Source organism: Microbacterium sp. VKM Ac-2923 (assembly GCF_022815605.1).
In the GTDB taxonomy this organism is placed as follows: Bacteria; Actinomycetota; Actinomycetes; order Actinomycetales; family Microbacteriaceae; genus Microbacterium.
This window is the reverse complement of the sequence record NZ_JALGRP010000001.1, coordinates 280,265-298,135: the sequence shown is the minus strand read 5'-3', so window position 1 is coordinate 298,135 and position 17,871 is coordinate 280,265. Positions and strand designations below refer to the sequence as shown.

20 protein-coding genes are annotated in these 17,871 nt (G+C 69.1%); 6 read left to right on the top strand and 14 right to left on the bottom strand.

Annotated elements, in window-relative coordinates; all coding sequences use genetic code 11:
* Nucleotides 1–56 precede the first annotated feature (56 nt).
* Entirely contained in the window at nt 57–785 is a 729-nt protein-coding gene (locus MT347_RS01325; protein WP_243497277.1) for a GMP synthase, read from the top strand.
* Between the two features lie 165 nt (nt 786–950).
* Nucleotides 951–1,766 carry a tryptophan-rich sensory protein gene (locus MT347_RS01320; RefSeq protein ID WP_243497276.1) on the top strand — a complete coding sequence of 272 codons (816 nt, stop codon included), beginning with the start codon at nt 951–953 and terminating at the stop codon, nt 1,764–1,766.
* A 197-nt stretch (nt 1,767–1,963) separates the two neighbouring features.
* Here the strand turns inward: MT347_RS01320 and treZ are convergent, their stop codons facing one another.
* The 7 genes from treZ to MT347_RS01285 form a co-directional block, all read right to left on the bottom strand.
* Entirely contained in the window at nt 1,964–3,715 is a 1,752-nt protein-coding gene (gene treZ / locus MT347_RS01315) for a malto-oligosyltrehalose trehalohydrolase (RefSeq protein WP_243497275.1), read from the bottom strand.
* An 86-nt stretch (nt 3,716–3,801) separates the two neighbouring features.
* Entirely contained in the window at nt 3,802–6,189 is a 2,388-nt protein-coding gene (gene treY / locus MT347_RS01310) for a malto-oligosyltrehalose synthase (protein WP_243497274.1), read from the bottom strand.
* Nucleotides 6,190–6,194: 5 nt separating this feature from the next.
* A complete protein-coding gene (gene glgX / locus MT347_RS01305; protein WP_243497273.1) occupies nt 6,195–8,417 on the bottom strand; it encodes a glycogen debranching protein GlgX in 2,223 nt (740 codons plus the stop codon).
* A gap of 81 nt (nt 8,418–8,498) precedes the next feature.
* Nucleotides 8,499–8,987: a glutaminase gene (locus MT347_RS01300; protein WP_243497272.1), complete on the bottom strand. Its 489-nt coding sequence runs from the start codon at nt 8,985–8,987 to the stop codon at nt 8,499–8,501.
* Nucleotides 8,984–9,835, bottom strand: a complete 852-nt coding sequence (locus tag MT347_RS01295; RefSeq protein ID WP_243497271.1) for a transposase — start codon at nt 9,833–9,835, stop codon at nt 8,984–8,986. Before MT347_RS01295 ends, MT347_RS01300 begins: the two co-directional genes overlap by 4 nt.
* Before the next feature lie 50 nt (nt 9,836–9,885).
* Entirely contained in the window at nt 9,886–10,563 is a 678-nt protein-coding gene (locus tag MT347_RS01290; RefSeq protein ID WP_243497270.1) for a GTP pyrophosphokinase family protein, read from the bottom strand.
* Nucleotides 10,564–10,606: 43 nt separating this feature from the next.
* Nucleotides 10,607–10,747: a hypothetical protein gene (locus MT347_RS01285; RefSeq protein ID WP_243497269.1), complete on the bottom strand. Its 141-nt coding sequence runs from the start codon at nt 10,745–10,747 to the stop codon at nt 10,607–10,609.
* A gap of 117 nt (nt 10,748–10,864) precedes the next feature.
* Between MT347_RS01285 and MT347_RS01280 the strand changes: the two genes are divergently transcribed.
* Entirely contained in the window at nt 10,865–11,191 is a 327-nt protein-coding gene (locus MT347_RS01280) for a hypothetical protein (RefSeq protein ID WP_243497268.1), read from the top strand.
* Nucleotides 11,192–11,228: 37 nt separating this feature from the next.
* Here the strand turns inward: MT347_RS01280 and MT347_RS01275 are convergent, their stop codons facing one another.
* Entirely contained in the window at nt 11,229–11,546 is a 318-nt protein-coding gene (locus tag MT347_RS01275; RefSeq protein ID WP_243497267.1) for an ATP-dependent DNA ligase, read from the bottom strand.
* A 114-nt stretch (nt 11,547–11,660) separates the two neighbouring features.
* Here MT347_RS01275 and MT347_RS01270 point away from each other — a divergent pair, with 114 nt between their 5' ends.
* Complete coding sequence (locus MT347_RS01270) at nt 11,661–11,972, top strand: hypothetical protein (RefSeq protein WP_243497266.1); 312 nt, start codon at nt 11,661–11,663, stop codon at nt 11,970–11,972.
* Nucleotide 11,973: 1 nt separating this feature from the next.
* Here the strand turns inward: MT347_RS01270 and MT347_RS01265 are convergent, their stop codons facing one another.
* Nucleotides 11,974–12,228 carry a hypothetical protein gene (locus MT347_RS01265; RefSeq protein ID WP_243497265.1) on the bottom strand — a complete coding sequence of 85 codons (255 nt, stop codon included), beginning with the start codon at nt 12,226–12,228 and terminating at the stop codon, nt 11,974–11,976.
* A 110-nt stretch (nt 12,229–12,338) separates the two neighbouring features.
* Nucleotides 12,339–12,866, bottom strand: a complete 528-nt coding sequence (locus tag MT347_RS01260) for a MarR family winged helix-turn-helix transcriptional regulator (protein WP_243497264.1) — start codon at nt 12,864–12,866, stop codon at nt 12,339–12,341.
* 135 nt (nt 12,867–13,001) lie between these two features.
* Between MT347_RS01260 and MT347_RS01255 the strand changes: the two genes are divergently transcribed.
* On the top strand, nt 13,002–13,490 hold the full coding sequence (locus MT347_RS01255) for a MarR family winged helix-turn-helix transcriptional regulator (protein ID WP_243497263.1): 489 nt from the start codon (nt 13,002–13,004) through the stop codon (nt 13,488–13,490).
* Nucleotides 13,491–13,515: 25 nt separating this feature from the next.
* Here the strand turns inward: MT347_RS01255 and MT347_RS01250 are convergent, their stop codons facing one another.
* Entirely contained in the window at nt 13,516–13,755 is a 240-nt protein-coding gene (locus tag MT347_RS01250; protein WP_243497262.1) for a DUF3072 domain-containing protein, read from the bottom strand.
* A gap of 78 nt (nt 13,756–13,833) precedes the next feature.
* Here MT347_RS01250 and MT347_RS01245 point away from each other — a divergent pair, with 78 nt between their 5' ends.
* Nucleotides 13,834–14,799 (top strand): alpha/beta fold hydrolase, encoded by a 966-nt coding sequence (locus tag MT347_RS01245; protein WP_243497261.1) that lies wholly within the window; start codon nt 13,834–13,836, stop codon nt 14,797–14,799.
* A gap of 15 nt (nt 14,800–14,814) precedes the next feature.
* On the opposite strand, the gene MT347_RS01240 is transcribed toward MT347_RS01245, so the two are convergent.
* The 3 genes from MT347_RS01240 to MT347_RS01230 are packed head-to-tail and all read right to left on the bottom strand — an operon-like array spanning nt 14,815 to nt 17,871.
* A complete protein-coding gene (locus MT347_RS01240) occupies nt 14,815–16,056 on the bottom strand; it encodes an ADP-dependent glucokinase/phosphofructokinase (protein WP_243497260.1) in 1,242 nt (413 codons plus the stop codon).
* A gap of 19 nt (nt 16,057–16,075) precedes the next feature.
* On the bottom strand, nt 16,076–16,939 hold the full coding sequence (locus MT347_RS01235) for a ketose-bisphosphate aldolase (protein ID WP_243497259.1): 864 nt from the start codon (nt 16,937–16,939) through the stop codon (nt 16,076–16,078).
* A gap of 32 nt (nt 16,940–16,971) precedes the next feature.
* A complete protein-coding gene (locus MT347_RS01230; protein WP_243497258.1) occupies nt 16,972–17,871 on the bottom strand; it encodes a carbohydrate ABC transporter permease in 900 nt (299 codons plus the stop codon).

Sequence of the window (17,871 nt, the reverse complement as noted above, 5' to 3'; positions counted from 1 at the left end):
TGCGCCGCATTTCCACCCCCTCTTCGCGCAGGCGCGGGTCCGCATAGAATCCCTGGGTGACCGCGCCCCTGCTCTACGTCTGCGCCCGCCCGCAGCGTGCTGCGGCCGTGGCCGAGTGGGCGTCGTTCCGGGACGGTCTGGGGGTCGGCGACGACGACCTGCTGCACCACGACCTGGTGCGTGAGCCCCTCCCCGACGACCTCGAGCGTTTCGCCGCCGTCGTGGTCGGCGGGAGCCCCTTCAACGTCACCGACCCCGACAAGACCGACGACCAGCGCCGCCTCGAACGTGACCTCGAGCGCTTGGCCGCAACGGCGATCGAGGGCCGCACCACCGCGCTCTTCACCTGCTTCGGCATCGGCGTCGTCACCCGTCTGCTGGGCGGGACGGTGACGCTGCAGCACCCCGAAGGCACCGGCCCCGCCGACATCGTGCTGACCGAGGCCGGCCGCGACGACGAGTTGTTCGGCATCCTGAGTCCCCGCTTCGAGGCGCTCACCGCGCACAAAGAGGGGACCGACAGCGTTCCGCCCAGTGCGACGCTCCTCGCCGAGAACGACGCCTGCCCGGTGCAGGCCTATCGGGCGGGATACGGGCTGTGGGCCACGCAGTTCCACCCCGAGCCGACCACCGACGCGTTCGTGGCGCGCATGCGGGTGTACCGCGACGCGGGGTACTTCGATGCCGACGCCTTCGACGAGGTGTCGGCGCACGTGCGCACCGCATCGGTGGAGCAGCCGACCCGCCTCTTGCGCTCGTTCGCCGCCCGCGTCGTCGCCGCCTGAGCTCGCCAGAGCTCGCCTGCGCCTCTCGGGCGAACGCACCGCGCACGCGCACGTCCGGCCGTGACGACGTCCGACTGGGGAGCCGGCACGTCGACGCTGCGGAAGCCGGGAGCGCCGTGTCAAGCCCACGGCCCACATTTACCTAGCTTTTCTAGTGTTCTCACTATGAACGCTTCACCTACTTGGCGGGGTACCGACCTCGCTCGTCAGATCGTCGTCCTCTCCGCGCTGTCGTTCATGCTCATCGCAGCCGTGATCGGGGCCGGGGCCTTCGGCAACTCCGCCGTCCAAGATCAACAGGGCGGTGCCCTCGACACCGACGGTTCCTACCTCGCCCCCGCCGGACCCGCCTTCTCGATCTGGTCGGTCATCTACCTCGGCCTGATCGCCTACGGCATCTGGCAGGCGCTTCCCGGTCAGCGCACCACCCCCCGCCAGCGCGCCCTCGGCTGGCTCATCGCCCTCACGATGACGCTGAACGGCCTGTGGCTCGTCGCCGCGCGCTTCGGCACGCTGTTCCTCACGGTCGTCGTCATCGTCCTGCTTCTCGCCGCCCTCGGCTGGACCTTCAAGGTCGCCGTCGCCACGCGGCAGCCGCGCGGAGGCGTGGTGGACTCCGTGCTGATCGACGGTGTGACCGGCCTGCACCTCGGATGGGTCACCCTGGCCACCGTCGCGAACGTCGCGGCGTTCCTCACCTCGGTCGTCCCGCCCAGCTGGGAGGACGCAGCGGACGCCATCGGCATCGCGGTCCTGATCGTGGTCGCCCTGATCGGCCTCGCCATCGCCTGGCGGAGCGGTTGGCGCATCACTCCCGCCCTGGCCCTCGCGTGGGGCCTCAGCTGGCTCGCGGTGGAGCGCTTCACCGGCGAGCCGCAAAGCGCCCCCATCGGCGCGACGGCGCTGGTCGTGGCCGCCGTCGTGCTGCTGCCGCCCGCAATCGTCCGCGTGCTGCGCCTGATCCGACCGACCGTCGACTGACGTCGAGTCCTCGGCATCCCTCCTGCGAGCGGGTCTCCGCGAACAGCGGCGGGCCGATCCGCGACACCTCGGTCTCTCGGCTCCCGGAAGGGCATGTCGCAGTCACGCCCTGCCATTGTGCACGAGCACGCAAGCGGATCGGACGAGGACGAACGCGAATGGCCCCGACCGACAGGTCGGGGCCATTCGCACGTCTGTCAGAGCGGCGGGGCGACGATCGCGCTCGCGCCCGCCGGCACGGAGACCTCCGACCCGTCGAGCGCGACGCCCTCGGCCGTCGCGAGCAGAACGCGGGCACCGGATGCCACGGATGCCGTGGTCTCGGCATCCGACAGGTTCACCACGACCACGAGATCGCGGCGGCGCAGTTCGTAGACGCGTCCGCCGGTGGCTTCCCGCGCCGCGGCCGAGAGACCGTCGCGGGAGGGGTCGGTCAACTCGGGGCGCTCGCGGCGCAGCTTCGCGAGCTCGCGGTACAGGCCGAGGAGCTGGGCGTGATCGCCCTCGCCCACTTCGTCCCAGTCGAGCTTCGAGTTCGCGAAGGTCGCGGGATCCTGCGGGTCGGGGACGGTGGACTCGTCCCACCCCATCTTCTCGAACTCGGCGATGCGCCCCTCGGCGGTGGCCTTGCCGAGCTCGGGCTCGGGGTGCGAGGTGAAGAACTGCCACGGCGTGGACGCCCCCCACTCCTCGCCCATGAACAGCATCGGCGTACCCGGGGCGGTGAGGGTGAGCACGGCGGCCGCGGCGAGGCGGTCGTAGCCGAGCGACTGCGACAGCCGGTCGCCGGCGGCGCGGTTGCCGATCTGGTCGTGGTCCTGCGCGAAGGTCACCAGGCGCCAGTTCGGCACATCGGCCGGGATGGGCTTGCCGTGCTTCTCCCCACGGAACGTCGAATACGTCCCGTCGTGGAAGAACCCGCCCACGCTGACCTTGTGGAAGGCCTCGAGGTCGGCGAAGTCCTCGTAGTAGCCGATCGTCTCGCCGGTGAGGGCGACGTGCGCGGTGTGATGCCAGTCGTCCGACCACTGGGCGGTCAGCCCGTACCCGCCGGCCTCGCGCGGCAGGATGAGCTTCGGGTCGTTCATGTCGGATTCCGCAATGGTCGTGAGCGGCAGCCCGCGGTGCGCCGACAGAGCGTCGGTGCGCTCGGCGAGCTCGTGCAGCAGGTGCACCGGGCGGTGGTCGAGCAGGGCGTGCACGGCATCCAGGCGAAGTCCATCGACGTGGTAGTCGCTCATCCACATCAGGGCGTTGTCCACGATGTACGAGCGCACCGCGTCCTCGTCGAGGTTGACGGAGTCGCCCCAGGTGTTGCGGCTGCCCTCGCGGAGGTATTCGCCGAACTCGGGCAGGTAGTTGCCGGAGGGGCCGAGGTGGTTGTAGACGACGTCCTGGATCACGGCGAGACCGGCGGCGTGCGCGGCGTCCACGAAGCGCTGGTACGCCTCGGGTCCGCCGTACGCCTCGTGGACGGTGTACCAGAGCACCCCGTCGTAGCCCCAGTTCCAGGTGCCGTTGAAGCCGTTCACCGGCAGCAGCTCGACGTGGGTCACGCCGAGGTCGACGAGGTGGTCGAGACGGCCGACGGCGGCATCCAGGGTGCCCTCGGGAGTGAAGGTGCCGAGGTGCAGCTCGTAGATCAGGCCACCGGCCAGCTGCTTGCCCGTCCACGCGGCGTCGTTCCACGAGTACACCGACGCATCGAACCATGCCGATGCCTCGTGCACGCCGCCGGGCTGACGCCGCGAGCGCGGGTCGGGGCGCAGGTCGTCGCCGTCGCCCAGCACGAAGCCGTAGCGCTCCCCGTCGGCGAGGTCGACGGGAGCCGTCCACCATCCGTCGGCGGTGGATGACATCTCGACGTCTTCGACGACGGTGTCGCCGCTGTCGTCGAGGCGGCGCAACCGCACCCGCTCAGCCTTGGGTGCCCAAACGTCGATGCTCATGGGGGTTCGTCCTTACGCGTGAGGTGCCAAGAATTGTCGCTCGAGGAGCGTGTGAGGCGACAAATATTGGCGCCTCACGCGCTGTGTCAGTAGATCAGGAGGGCGACCGGAAGGAACGCCAACAGGTCGGCGAGGGGGGTCGGGCCGCCGGCGAAAGAGCGGCCGGTCAGCACGTCGATGACGGGCGTGTCCGGCAGCAGCACCACCGTGTCGCCCCACCCGCCCCGCTCGGCGAGACCCCACGGCAGGCGGGTCGCCACGGCGAACACCCCGCCGCGGTCGAACGCGACGACGTGATCGGATGCCGCGCCCGCGGCCTCGAGCGCGCGGTAGACGTCGAGCGGGTGGTCGCGGCGCACACGCAGGGCGCGGGAGGTCACGAGGAGCTTCGCGGCACCCGTGGCATCCACCGCCGGCGTCGGAGCGCCGGGAGCGTCGATCTCCGCGAGCAGTCGGCGCCTCTCGGCGAAGTCGACCGCCCGGCGGTTGTCGGGGTCGACGAGCGACTGCTCCCACAACTCCGAGCCCTGGTAGACATCGGGCACTCCGGCGCCGAGGATCTGCAACAGCTTGGCCGACAGGCCGTTCGACCAGCCGGCGGCCGAGATCTCGTCGACGAATGCGCGTACGCGCTCCGCGGCGGGGCCGGTCGCTGCGTCGACGACCGCGTGCATGCGCTCCTCGAAGGCCTCGTCCTGCTCCCACCAGCCGGTGACCTCGCTCGCTTCGCGCGCGGCCTTCTCGGCGTACGCGTGCAGGCGCTCGCGGTACACCTTCAGCCCCTCGGGAGTGGATGCCGAAGCGGGCCACGCTCCGATGATCGCCTGCCACAGCAGGGAATCGAACGGCCCGTGTCCGGTCGAGGCGACGCCGCGGAACTCCTCCAGCACCTCGGCCCAGCGCTCGGGGATCTCGGCGAGCACGGCGATGCGAGCACGAGTGTCCTCGCCGCGCTTGGTGTCGTGGGTCGACAGGGTCGTCATGGCGGTGGGCCACGATGCGTGGCGCTGCGCCTGCGCCGTGTGGAAGCCGGCGATGTCGAGCGAGAACTGCCCGGGGTCGCCGCCCACCTCGGTGAGCGAGCCCAGGCGGGTGTAGCGGTAGAACGCGGTGTCCTCCACGCCCTTCGCCATCACCGGGCCGGTCGTCTGCTGAAAGCGCCAGGCGATCTCGAGCTCGGTGTCGGCGAGGGCCGGCACGAGCCTCTCGATCACGTCTGCGAGTTCCGGGCGGCGGCCCTCCGCCTCGCCCACGGCGGCGTCGAGGTGCGCACGACCGGCCGGAAGGTAGGAGCGGTAGACGGGGAAGCACGCGAGGATCTCGGCGAGCGCATCCTGGAGCACCTCGGCCTCGAACTCCTCGCGGAGCGCGGCGGGAAGACCCCGCACGATGCGGCGGATCTCCGACACTTGGATGGAGTCGGCGATCTTCCGCTTGGTGTCGTGGATGAGGTCGTGCCAGCCGGTCAGCGCGGGCAGGTCGCTGTCGACGCGCAGTCGCGCATCGAGCGCGTCCAGCGCCGCCTCACCCGCGGGATCGGTGAGCACGCGGTCGATCTCGGCCAGCGCGTCGTAGCCGGTGGTGCCGGCGGTCTTCCACCAGGAGGGAAGAGCCTCGCCGTGTTCGAGGATCTTCTCCCCCAACACGTATCCCACCTCGGAGTCGCTGGCTTCGGTCAACGCGACCGCGAGTCGGTCGAGGTAGCCGCCCGGGTCGACGAGCCCGTCGGGGTGATCGACCCGCAGGCCGTCGGCGAGACCCTCGCGCACCCAGCGCAGAATCTCGGCGTGCGTGGCCTCGAACACCTCCGGCAGCTCGACGCGGACGCCGGCGAGCGTCGTGACGGCGAAGAAGCGGCGGTAGTTCAGGTCGGCCGCTTCGTCCTGCCAGAACCGCAGCTCGAAGTTCTGCGCGTCCAGCAGCGCGCGGATGTCGTCGCCCGCGGAGCCCGTCCCCGGGGCCACCGGGAACACGTGATCGAAGTACCGGATGAGCCCGTCGGGGGCGTCTGCGGCCGGCTTCGGGTCGTAGGAGATGTCCTCGATGACGGCGTCGAGGTGGTCGCCGAGCACCGGCACGCGCACCTTGCCGCCGCCGAACTCCCAGTCGATGTCGAACGCGGTCGCGTGCGCAGAGGCGCGGCCCTGGCGCAGCACATCCCACCACCACGCATTCGTGCGCGGTTCCGACACGCCCATGTGGTTGGGCACGATGTCGATCAGGATGCCGAGTCCCTCGGCGCGCGCGGCTGCCGCGAACCGGTCGAGACCGACAGCGCCGCCCCGGGCCGGATCCACCCGCGTGACGTCGACGACGTCGTAGCCGTGATCGGATCCGGGCGTGGCCTCGAGGATCGGGGAGAGGTACGCCCACGAGACCCCGAGGTCACGGAGATAGTCCGTGACCTCGGCGGCCTGGTCGAGGGTGAACGCTTCGCGGATCTGCAAGCGGTAGGTCGAGAGCGGATGCCGCACGTCGCTCAGAGCTCCGGCTTGGGCGCTTGTCCGGGCAGGTCGTCGTTGCCGATGACCTGGATCTGGGCCGTGAGGGAGGCCGCGACCGAGTGGTCGATCTCGGGCTCGGGCAGGTGGTGCTCGCGCAACACCATGAGCGACTTCGGCTCCAGGGGGAGCGTCTCGCCCGGATCGAGCGGCTCGGTGTTCGCCCGCTCGCCCGCCGTGTCGACGTACGCGTCCCACTTGGGTGCGTACTCGAAGTCGGGGAGCTGGAAGTCGACCTTATCGTCACCCGCGTTGAAGAGTACGAGGAAGTGGTCGTCGCTGATCGACTCACCCCGGCGGTCGCGCTCGCGGATCCCCTGACCGTTGAGGAAGACGCCGACCGCGAGCCCGAAGCCGTTGTCCCAGTCCTCGGGCTGCATGAGTGAGCCGTCAGGACGCAGCCACACCACGTCGGGGATGGGTGAGCCTTCCTCCATCTTCACGGGGCGGCCGTCGAAGAACCGGCTGCGACGGAAGGTGGGGTGCTGCTTGCGCAGACGCGCGAGGGCGGCGGTGAACTCGATGAGCGGGGTGTCGATGTTCGACCAGTCCACCCACGTGATCTCGTTGTCCTGCGCGTAGCCGTTGTTGTTGCCACCCTGCGTGCGGCCCAGCTCGTCGCCGTGGAGAAGCATCGGGACGCCCTGGCTGAGCAGGAGTGTCGCGATGAAGTTGCGCTGCTGCTGCGCGCGGCGCTTCAACACGTCGGGGTCATCGGTCGGCCCCTCGACACCCATGTTGCTCGAGCGGTTGTGCGATTCGCCGTCGTTGTTGTCTTCGCCGTTGGCATCGTTGTGCTTGTCGTTGTACGACACGAGGTCGCGGAGCGTGAAGCCGTCGTGCGCGGTGACGAAGTTGATGGATGCCACAGGGAACCGGCCGGAGTGCTCGTAGAGGTCGGCCGAACCGGTCAGGCGCGAGGCGAATTCGCCGAGGGCCTGGGGCTCGCCGCGCCAGAAGTCGCGCACGGTATCGCGGTACTTGCCGTTCCACTCGGTCCACTGGGGCGGGAAGTTGCCGACCTGGTAGCCCCCGGGGCCGACGTCCCACGGCTCGGCGATCAGCTTGACCTGCGAGACCACCGGGTCCTGCTGCACGAGCTCGAAGAAGGTGGCGAGCTTGTCGACCTCGTAGAACTCGCGAGCGAGGGTCGAGGCGAGGTCGAAGCGGAAGCCGTCGACGTGCATCTCGAGCACCCAGTAGCGGAGCGAATCCATGATGAGCTGCAACGTGTGGGGGTTGCCCACGTTCATGCTGTTGCCGGTGCCGGTGTAGTCGGTGTAGTAGCGCTTGTCGTCGTCTTCGAGGCGGTAGTAGGCCTCGTTGTCGATGCCGCGCATGGAGAGCGTGGGGCCCATGTGGTTGCCCTCGGCGGTGTGGTTGTACACCACATCGAGGATCACCTCGATGCCGGCGGCGTGGAGCGCCTTCACCATGGCCTTGAACTCCTGCACCTGCTGACCGTGGTCACCGGTCGAGGAATAGGTGTTCTGCGGCGCGAGGAACGCGATGGTGTTGTAGCCCCAGTAGTTCGACAGCCCCTTCTCCTCGAGCGTGGAGTCGTTGACGAACTGGTGCACCGGCATGAGCTCGATGGCGGTGATGCCGAGCTTGCGCAGGTGGTCGATGACGGCGGGGTGGGCGATACCGGCGTAGGTGCCGCGCAGTTCCTCGGGCACGTCGGGGTGCAGCTGGGTGAGGCCCTTCACGTGGGCCTCGTAGATGAAGCTCTCGGCGTAGGGGATCTTCGGGAGACGGTCGCCCGCCCAGTCGAAGAACGGGTTCACGACCACGCCCTTCATCATGTGCGCGGCGGAGTCCTCGTCGTTGAACGAGTCGGGGTCGCCGAAGGCGTAGCTGAAGACCGGCTGACCCCAGTCGATCTGCCCCTCGACGGCCTTGGCGTACGGATCGAGAAGGAGCTTGCTCGCGTTGTAGCGCTTACCGCTCTTCGGGTCGTACTCCCCGTGCACGCGATAGCCGTACCGCTGCCCGGGCTGGACGTTGGGGAGGAAGGCGTGCCACACGAACGCGTCGACGTCCACGAGATCGACACGCTTCTCCGTTCCGTCCTCTTCGAAGAGGCAGAGCTCTACGCGTTCCGCTCCTTCACTGAACAGGGCGAAGTTCGTCCCGTTACCGTCGTAAGTGGCCCCGAGGGGATAACTGGATCCTGGCCATACCTGCTGCACGTCGCTCACGATAGACCAGCGTCGTTTCCGGTCAGGACCGCGGTCGTCGCTGTTGACAGGCCTCACCGCCCCGACTATGCGCAGAGCTCGCTACGCGCGCTCCGGCGGATGCCGCACGAGCTCGATCCGCTCCTCGAGGTAGCGCGACAGGGGCTGGTAACCGCCGGCCGCACTCCATCGCACGAGCGTCTCCCCCTCGCGCACCGCCAGCGGGCTCGACGACGCGTCGAGGCGGGCGAGATCGATCGGATGCCACCCGATGTGCACGGTCTCCCCCTCGGGAACGCCCCCGCGTGCGGCCGCGGCCGACAGCTCCGCCCGGCGCCGCTGCGACTCGGCCGCGAAGCCGCGACGGACCTCGGCGCGCGAACGCACGATGTCGCCGGTGGCGAGCACGCCGTCGTCAGTGAGCAGCAGCACGCCGAGGTGCCAGGCGGTTCCTCGCGCGACGATGCGCGGAGCCCGCGGGATGCCGAGCAGTCGGCGCCCCTCCTGCAGGTCGCCGATGCGCTCGCGCGGCGCGTCGGCGAGACGCGCTCGGGCGGCGGCCACGAGGGACTCCGCCGATGCGTCGGTCATGCGTCGCCTCCGTCGTCTCTCTGAGCCTGGGCGCGCTCGACGGCACGACGAGCTGCGCGTACCCCGTCCGCGGCATCCTCCCGCTCTCCCTCACGCCGATGCACGACCGCGTCCGCGTCCGCCGCGTCCTTCTCGGCCCGGGCGAGGTCGCCGCGGAGAGCGTCGACTCGCTCGTGCGCGCGATCGGCTTTCTCTCGCGCCCCGGCCAGCTTCTTCTCGGCGGTCGCCTGCTCTCGCTCTGCATCGGCGCGCGCACGCTCCGCCTCGCGCACCGCCCGTTCCGCGGCCTTCCGAGCCCTCCGGGCAGCGAGGTCGTCGCGCGGGGGCGGCGTGGGCAAGGCGTCGGGGAGCGAACCCGCGACAGCCTGTCCGAGGGCATCGCCGTCGAGGTCCGCCAGGTCGACGGCCGACACGAGACGCCCCGTCAAGATCGCCGCGGCCGCCGTTTCGTCGACGATCGCGGCATTCACGGTCTTCTCCACCGCATCCGCCATCGCCGCACTCAGCGGCGTCCCCGCGTCGGCGGCGAGCTCCCCCGCGCGGCGGGCGAGTGCCGACACCAGCTGCCGGCGCTGCCGTCCCAGCCGTGCGAGCTCGGCGGCATCCCGATCGTCCTGCGCCTCGCGCAGCGCTCGCGACAGTTCGACCGCCTCCCCGAGTTGGCCGTCGTGCACGAGCAGGTTGACCGCCCAGGCCGCGACGGTGGGCTTGCGCAGCTTCGCGATGCGTCGACCGGCGGCACCGCCGACGTCGGCGGCGCGCTCGTTGCGGGCAGTGGTGAAGCGCGCGGGCGGGAGCAGGAGCAGGTCGGCGGCGGCCTCGTCGAGGCGGGCGTCGTCGTCGCTCATCTCTCCATTGTCTCCGCCCGGGTGGAGCGGTGCCAGCCGCGCGCTTCGTGTCAGAGAGAGACGACCCCCGGATGCGAACCGCGGATCTCGCGGTGCAGTCGCTCCATCCGGGCGTCGAGTTCGGATGCCGTGTCGGCCGCGTTCTTGAGCTCCGCGAGCAGGTCGTCCGGTACGAGACGGTCGTACTTGTAGTAGATCTTGTGCTCCAGGCTCGCCCAGAAGTCCATCGCGATCGTGCGGAACTGCACCTCGACGGGCACGTCGACACGACCCGTCGACAGGTACACCGGCACCTCGACGATGACGTGCAGGCTCTTGTAGCCGTTCGCCTTCGGTTCGGCGATGTAGTCCTTGACGTGACGCACGGTGATGTCGTCCTGATGCGTCAGGAGGTCGGACAGACGATAGGCGTCGTCGACGAAGCTGCAGGTGATGCGGATGCCCGCGATGTCGGTGATCGCGGAACGAATCGAGTCGAAGTCCGTCCCGATGCCCTTCCGCCGCACCTTGTCGACGAGACTGTCCGGCGACTTCACCCTGCTCGACACATGCTCGATCGGGTTGTACGCGTGCATCTCCTGGAACTCTTCACGCAGGATCGTGATCTTCGTCTCGACCTCGGCCAGCCCGAAGCGGTACTCCATCAGGAAGCGCTGGAACTCGTCGCGCAGTGCCCGGAGGGCGGCACCGGAGACGGTGATCTGCTGATCGTCCAGCGCATCCGACATGCCCCCGACCGTAACGGCGGTGACTACGAGGTCGCTGGGAGCGTCACCGTCGGGGCGGCTCCGACGAGCGGGGGACGAGCTCGCCGTCGATGACGTCGATTCCGATGAGGCTGCGGAAAACCTCGGGCAGGTCGTCGGGGTCGTCCGCGGGCTGAGGATGCCGAGGAGTGGGGGGATGGGTCACGGCGTTCTCCTTCCGTGCGTCCCTCCACGATGACAGGCGGCTCCCGACCCCCGGGTGGTCTTGACACCGAGCACCGGTCCACGTACTTCTCCCGGCGCTCTGGCGTATCGTGGCGGCATGGGGACCATCCACTATGGCGGAAGCGGCACGACTGTCCACATCGAGGACCGCGCTCTCGCGCACCTCAAAGTCGTGATCTCGACCAAGCTGCGTCGCGGCGAGAGTTTCACCCTGTCCTGGCGTCACCGCGACGACGAGGAGCGCGGGCGCAGCACTCTGTGGCTGCACCCCGCCATTCCGTTGCGCTTCGTCTTCGACGACGCCGAACCCACGACGCTCAGCCGTGAGTGGATCGAACGTCTCGCCGACTCCGCCAATTCGTCCGGCGGCATCCTCCTCGTGCCCGAGGACATGAGTCCGGCCGAGCACTCCCGCGCGGACTGAGCACACTGCGCTCTCCGCGAGGGATCGGAGACGGGCCTCAGCCCTCTTCGATGTGGGAGTCCTCGCTCGGTTCGGGCGTGATGGCCAGGCCGTTGGGACCGGACGCGGCGAGCATGAGGTCTTCGACCCACACGCGGTTGATACGGGGCTGACGGCTGCCGTAGAAGTGGAACTGGATCGGCACGGACGGGTGCATCCAGAAACTGCGACGACCGCTGCCGTCGCCGACCTCGACGTCGAACATGAACGATTCCGACCGGCGCAGCTTGTTCATCACGACGATGCGCAGGTGTGCAAGCGTGCGGTCATCGATGTCGACCGCATTGGCCACGGTGTCGTAGATGAATCTGCCCATACCGCCGAGCCTAGTCGAGGAACGCAGGGCGCCATCCGCATTCGGCGGTGCCATGCCGGCTCCCCCGAATCAACCCCTCGAGCCGGCGCGGTGGGTCACGGCTAACGTGCGGGTGTGGGAACGCTTTACTACGGAGACGTCGCAACACCGATCGAGATCGACGATCGGGCCTTGGCGCACGTCAAGGTCGTCATCGCCACCAAGCTCCGGCGCGGCGAGAGCTTCACGCTGTCGTGGACGCACGGACCAGGCCAAGAGGTGGGACGCAGCACGGTGTGGCTGCACCCGTCGATTCCGCTTCGCTTCGTGTTCGACGAGCCCGAGCCGGCGCTGCTGAGCCGTGCGTGGATCGAGGCGTTGGCCACATCGGCGAACTCGTCAGGGGGACTCCTTCTGGTCGGGGAGCCCGATCCCCCGCGGCCGTGAGTCAGACGCGCGGCTGATCCAGGATCTCGCGCGCTCCGCCTTCGACGGCGGTCGGCACCACCAGCGGGCGACCCGCGGAGAAAGCCTCCCATTCGCGCAGGACGATACCCTCGACGTGCGAGGGATCCTCGCGGGGATAGTCGACACGAAGGCGCGCGACGACCTCGCGGAAAGATGCCACCGGCACCCCGTCGACGGCGGCGAGGATTTCGCCGGGCCGCGGAAACGCGCTCGTGTCCACTGCGCGCTCGTCCATGCGTCCATGGTTTCACGCCGCTCGACGCGCGCCTAAAACTCCGGAGGAAAGTAGGCAGGCTACCTACTCGTGTTCCGCTCGATCAGCGGTATGGAGGTCGAGCAGAGCGGTCAGTGGGGGGTGTCGGCATCGACCGGGTGCGGGTCGACCTCGTCCACCGCATCCTGCAAGCGCCCGAGACACGCGATGACCGCGGCGCTCTCATCCGGGGTCATGTCGACGACGGCCGCCATCATGCGCGCATGCATGGCGCCGAGCGTTGCCCGTACCTCGTCGTCGCTCGCGGTCGTGGCAACGATGAAGATGCTGCGACGGTCGGTCGGGTGCGGCACCCGCACCACGTGACCGGTCTTCTCGAGGCGATCGACGATCGCCGTCGTGGAAGCTGTGGAGACTCCCAGATACCGGGTCAGTTCGCTGGGTGACACCTTCCGGTCCTGTCCCGCCGCCTTCAGCAGGTAGCGCAGGACGAGGAGTTCGTTCTCGCCCATCGACATCGACTCACGGGTGCGGCGACGCATGGCCACTTCGGCGGCCCGGTACACACGGAATGCCTGCAGGACGTCCACGGCCCGGCGACGTCGGTCCTGATCACTGGCGCCGTACCAGTAGCGCGACGATTCCGACCCGTTTTCCACCACCGCATCTTATGCCAGGGGGGCTCGTCCAGCCCCCTGCCGCCACGTGTAAGGTGCGGGTAGCATCGACTGCAACGGTTGACTACTTGATCGGCAACGAAGACACTCACGTATCGAGAGACCTGAGGAGGCGAGATGCGCGATCCCGCGACGGCGGACGACGTCGTCAAGGTACTCAATGACCTCACTGATTCGGGCATAGCCTCCGAGCGGACGGCGCTGCAGTCACTGGGTATCGGGGCGAACGACGCCAAGGTGCTCCGCTTTCTCCTTCAACGCCGCCCCGACGAGGAGCCCGTCACCCCTCGCATGCTGGCGGCGATGCTCGGCATCTCGTCGGCGGCCACGACCGCGCTCATAGACCGCCTCGCCGACGCCGGCTGGGTGGCGCGCGAGCCCTACCCCGGCGACCGTCGTTCGATCGTGGTGCGCGAGATCGTCGAGGTCGCATCCCCCGCCCGGCGCATCCTGTCGGTGCGCCGCGCGTCGGCGGTCGCGGCGGCCGAACGCCTCGGTCCCGAGGAGCGCCGGATCGTCGCCGACTTCCTCGACGACATCGCGCGCGGCGAGACCGAAGACATGGGCGGGATCTGCCCCAACGACGAAACGCCCCGCACACCCTGAGGGTGCGGGGCGTTCGCGCTCCGGGTCACTCGGTCGAGCGGCCGGTCTCCGACTGCAGGCGATCGATCTGCTCGGACGCCTCCGCCTTGGTGAGGTCGGCGGGGATCTCCTCGCCCGCCTCACGCGCGAGGGTGTCGAGGTAGCTGCGCTGGGGGGCTGTCATCGGCTCATCACCGGTGACCCAGTCCGACGGGTCCTTCTCGGCGGGGTTGTCATTCTCACGGACGGCGCCCAGGGTCTCTTCTTCACGGGAGGAATCGCTCATGGCCCGAGGCTAAGCGCGACCATCGACACCGACCCCGGGATTGACAGGGCGCTCAGGCGGGTACGGCATCCTGGTCGGATGGCCGAAGACTCCCGCCCCGCCGACGTCCGGGTCGAAACACACCGCTGCGGACCGGCGCGCACCCGCGTCACGCGGGTCACCACCGGTGCCGAGACTGAAAAGTCGTTCGTGCTCGTCGCGGGCATCGGGGTCGCCTCGTCGTACTTCGAGTTCCTCGCCCCTCTGCTGGCCGAGGAAGGCGAGGTGTACGCCCTGGATCTTCCCGGCTTCGGGGGCGTGCCGGCATCCGGCGAGCACCCGACCGCGGGGTTCTTCGCCGATCAGGTGGAGAGCGTCCTCGATCACTACGGACTCTCCGACCCGGTGCTCATCGGTCATTCGATGGGAACGCAGGTCGTCACCGAGGTGTTGGCTCGGCGGCCTCACCTGTCGCACGCCGTGCTGGTGAGCCCGGTGGTCGACGAGTCCGAAGCCCGCACCCTGCTGCAGGCGGTGCGTTTCGCTCAATCCACCGCGCGCGAGTCCCTGCACATCGCCCTCCTCGCCCTCTCGGCGTATCTACTGTGCGGATTCCTCTACTTCTTCGAGACGCTCCCGCACATGCTGCGGTACCGCATCTCCGATCGCATCGGCGCGGGTCGGGCGACCGTGCTGCTCATCCGCGGAGAGTTCGACCGCCCCTCCCCCCGGCGTCTGCACTCCCGTCTCGTGGCCCGCGCGCACGCGGCTCGGCGATGGGAGATCGAGGGCGCGGCGCACTGCGTCGTCAACAGCCACGCGGTGGGCGTCGCCCGACTGACGATGCGGCACGTGCGCGACGAGCTCGCGCCGAAGGGACGGATGCCGGCGGCCGACGCCGTGGTCCCGCCCGCCGGGCACGCCGACGTGCGCATGGTGCTCGGGGCGGTGGCCAGCCGGCTGGCGGAATGGATCAGCGCCGCACGCAAAGACGAGCAGGGCGTCGAACGGGCGAAAGCCCGCCACGCTCGCGTGCTGTGGAATGCGTACCGCCCCTCGCGCTGAGGGGCTCTCTCGCGGTCAGCGCGCGGTCGACGCGGCGTCGAGCGCGCGCTCCAGGGCTGCAGCGGTCGCGATCCGCGCGGCCGCGGGGACGGCTGCGAGGAAGCCTCCGACGAACGTGTCGCCCAGGCCGATCGTGGTGGGGTGCGCGGTGTCGACCACGTAGGCGGGCACGCCGGCCGCGCTGAGCCTGCTCTCGGCCGCCGCGACGACGGCCGCGCCGCCACCATGGCGCGGGAGCCGCGCGGTGTCGTCGAGGTCGGCGGCCGTGCAGGCGTCACCTAACCGGTAGCGTGCAGCGGCCGTGCGCACCGCGCTCTCCAGGCCCACCCGATGCCGGACGGCGGTGGGGCCGACCGCGATGGCCCAGTACTTCGTGTGCACCACGAGCGCCGGGGCGGGGATGAGACCGTGCACCTCGGCGAGAGCGACGACGACGTCGTCGGGCGAGAGCAGGTCGACCGGACGGGAGAGGTACTCCTGCAGCTCGTCCTCGTTCATTCCGTACACGTCGATGCGGTCGAGCAGTCGCGCGCGCACGCGCATCGACAGCTCCCGTTGATAGAACCCGGCGTCCTCGTAGTAGACGAGCGCGTCGGCGGGAAGACGCCGCATCGCCGCTTCGAGGTCGACGAGACGCCGCTCGAGCAGGGCGGCATCCTGCATCGTGTTGAAACCCGAGACGAGGAAGGCCGCCGCGTGGGCGAGCGCGTCCCCGAGGTCGTCGGCGATCGCCATCTCGCGGTTGGGGGCGTCGTTCGCGAAGATCAGGCGATTGGATGCCGGGGCGGTCACCGCCGCATCCGTGAGGTGGACCGTGGTGCCCTCGGGGTACTGCACGATCAGGTGCGGGTCGAGGGTGTCGTGCGTTGCGGACGAGACGACACGCATCGAGGCGGGAAGGAGCCGACGCACGTTGTCGTCGATGCTCACAAGATGCTGCACCGTCGGAACGCCGATGCGGTCGAGCGCGATCCCCGCCCGCACCCCCGTGCCCCCGAGGGTGACCTCGACGGCGAAGTGCGACGCGAAGCGCTCGACGATCTCCGACGACAGCACGAAGCGCTCGCCTCCCCCGCCGGTGGCGAGGAAGGCGAGCACCGTGACGACGAGGGCGCGCTCGTCGATGATCGGCGTCGTGGTGGTCAGCTCCCCGAGGTGGATGCCGTGCTCCCGCGCGAGGGCGGAGAGCACCGCGGCATCCCACCGGATCTCGTAGTCGACGGTGCCGCCGAGCCCGAGGACGAGGTCTTCTGCCATGACGCCGATCACCGTCCGATCAGTAGAGGTCGGCCTTGCCGGCGGCGCCGAACAGGTCGATCTTCTCGGCCGCGGTGATCTTCATCGCGGCGATGGGCTCGGGCTGGATCGCGTTGGGTTCGCGCAGGCGCCGGTCGGTGCCGAGGATCTCGCGCATGCGGTCGTGATAGGCCACCTTGATGTCGCTGGAGATGTTGATCTTGTTCACGCCCAGCTCGACCGCGCGGCGGAGCTCGGCATCCGGGTTGCTCGACCCGCCGTGAAGCACGAGGGGGATGCCGACCGCGGCCTTGATCTGCTCGAGCAGGTCGTGACGCAGCTCCGGGCTCTTCTCGGCCGGGTAGAGACCGTGCGAGGTGCCGATGGCGATCGCGAGGCTGTCGACACCGGTCTGCTCGACGAAGCGGACCGCGTCATCGACGTTCGTGTAGATGATCTCGGCCGCGCCCGACTCGCCGTAGCTGTCGTTCGCGCCGATGGTGCCGAGCTCGCCCTCGACCTGCACGCCGACCGCGTGCGCGGCCTCGACGACCTTCCGGGTGAGGGCGACGTTCTGCTCGAACGGCTCGAGCGAGGCATCGATCATGACCGAGGTGAATCCCGCCTGGATCGCCGTGATCATCTGCTCGTACGTTCCGCCGTGGTCCCAGTGGATCGCGACGGGCACGCTCGAGCGGTGCGCGCGGGCGTGCATCGCCGGGATGAGGTCGGCGGTGATGTGCGACAGTTCGTCGGGGTGGACGGCGATGATGACCGGAGCGGACTTCTCTTCGCTGATGTCCATGATCCCGGTGAACATCGCCCAATCGCTGATGTTGAAGGCCGGGATGGCGAAGCTGTGGGCGTTCGCCACGTCGAGGATGGACTTGCCGGTGTAGAGCACGGAGATTCTCCTTGTTGGGTGGGGTCGGGTGGCTAGCTCTTCACCGAGCCGGCCGTGAGGCCGCTGATGAAGAAGCGCTGGAAGAAGAGGAAGAGCAGCAGCACCGGGATCGAGCCGAGGATGCTCATCGCCATGATCTGGTTCCACTCGTACGAGTGCTGCCCCATGAGCAACTGGATGCCGATCGGCACGGTGCGCATGTCGATGGTGCGCGTGAGGGTCAGCGCGAAGAGGAACTCGTTCCACGCGATCATGAAGGTGTAGATGCCCACCGAGACGATGCCCGGGATGGAGATCGGCACGAGCACCCGCCACAGCGCGGTGAAGGAGCCGGCGCCGTCGACACGGACGGCCTCGTCGAGCTCTTTCGGCAGGGTGTTGAAGTACCCGGTCATCATGATGATCGCGTAGGGCAGCGTGAACACCATGTAGGTGAAGATGAGGCCCGGGTAGGTGTTGTAGAGCCCGAGTCCCACCATGAGACCGAAGTACGGGATGAGCAGCGTGATCGGCGGCACCGCCTGGACGCTCACGATGATCACGTTGACGATGCGCTTGCCGCGGAACTCGAACCGGCTGAACGCGTAGGCCGCCTGGATGGCCACCAGCAACGTCAGGATCGTGACCGCTCCCGCGACGACGTAGCTGTTGATGAAGAAGCGCACGGTCTCGGGGTTGGTGAAGATCGCGACGTACGCGTCGAACGAGAAGGTCTCGGTGACCAGTCGCGGGGGCAGTTCGAAGATCTGCGTGTTCGATTTGAACGAGCTCGACAGCATCCACAGCACGGGGCCGGCGGCGAAGACCGCTCCGAGCAGGAGGCCGATGAACACGCCGGTCTTGGCGAGTCGGCGACGAGCGACGGTGGTGGTTCCGCGGCGCCGCGCCGGAGGGCTCGTGACGCGCGGACGCGCGGGGGTGGTCAGGGCCAT

Excerpts from the sequence above, each read along its gene's own strand:
- MT347_RS01320 (WP_243497276.1), top strand. The coding sequence starts at position 951 with ATGAACGCTTCACCTACTTGGCGGGGTACCGACCTCGCTCGTCAGATC.
- MT347_RS01295 (WP_243497271.1), bottom strand. The coding sequence starts at position 9,835 with ATGAGCGACGACGACGCCCGCCTCGACGAGGCCGCCGCCGACCTGCTC.
- MT347_RS01230 (WP_243497258.1), bottom strand. The coding sequence starts at position 17,871 with ATGGCCCTGACCACCCCCGCGCGTCCGCGCGTCACGAGCCCTCCGGCG.
- MT347_RS01240 (WP_243497260.1), bottom strand. The coding sequence starts at position 16,056 with ATGGCAGAAGACCTCGTCCTCGGGCTCGGCGGCACCGTCGACTACGAG.
- MT347_RS01255 (WP_243497263.1), top strand. The coding sequence starts at position 13,002 with ATGCGCGATCCCGCGACGGCGGACGACGTCGTCAAGGTACTCAATGAC.
- MT347_RS01290 (WP_243497270.1), bottom strand. The coding sequence starts at position 10,563 with ATGTCGGATGCGCTGGACGATCAGCAGATCACCGTCTCCGGTGCCGCC.
- MT347_RS01280 (WP_243497268.1), top strand. The coding sequence starts at position 10,865 with ATGGGGACCATCCACTATGGCGGAAGCGGCACGACTGTCCACATCGAG.
- MT347_RS01275 (WP_243497267.1), bottom strand. The coding sequence starts at position 11,546 with ATGGGCAGATTCATCTACGACACCGTGGCCAATGCGGTCGACATCGAT.
- MT347_RS01245 (WP_243497261.1), top strand. The coding sequence starts at position 13,834 with ATGGCCGAAGACTCCCGCCCCGCCGACGTCCGGGTCGAAACACACCGC.
- treZ (WP_243497275.1), bottom strand. The coding sequence starts at position 3,715 with ATGAGCATCGACGTTTGGGCACCCAAGGCTGAGCGGGTGCGGTTGCGC.
- MT347_RS01250 (WP_243497262.1), bottom strand. The coding sequence starts at position 13,755 with ATGAGCGATTCCTCCCGTGAAGAAGAGACCCTGGGCGCCGTCCGTGAG.
- MT347_RS01265 (WP_243497265.1), bottom strand. The coding sequence starts at position 12,228 with ATGGACGAGCGCGCAGTGGACACGAGCGCGTTTCCGCGGCCCGGCGAA.
- MT347_RS01300 (WP_243497272.1), bottom strand. The coding sequence starts at position 8,987 with ATGACCGACGCATCGGCGGAGTCCCTCGTGGCCGCCGCCCGAGCGCGT.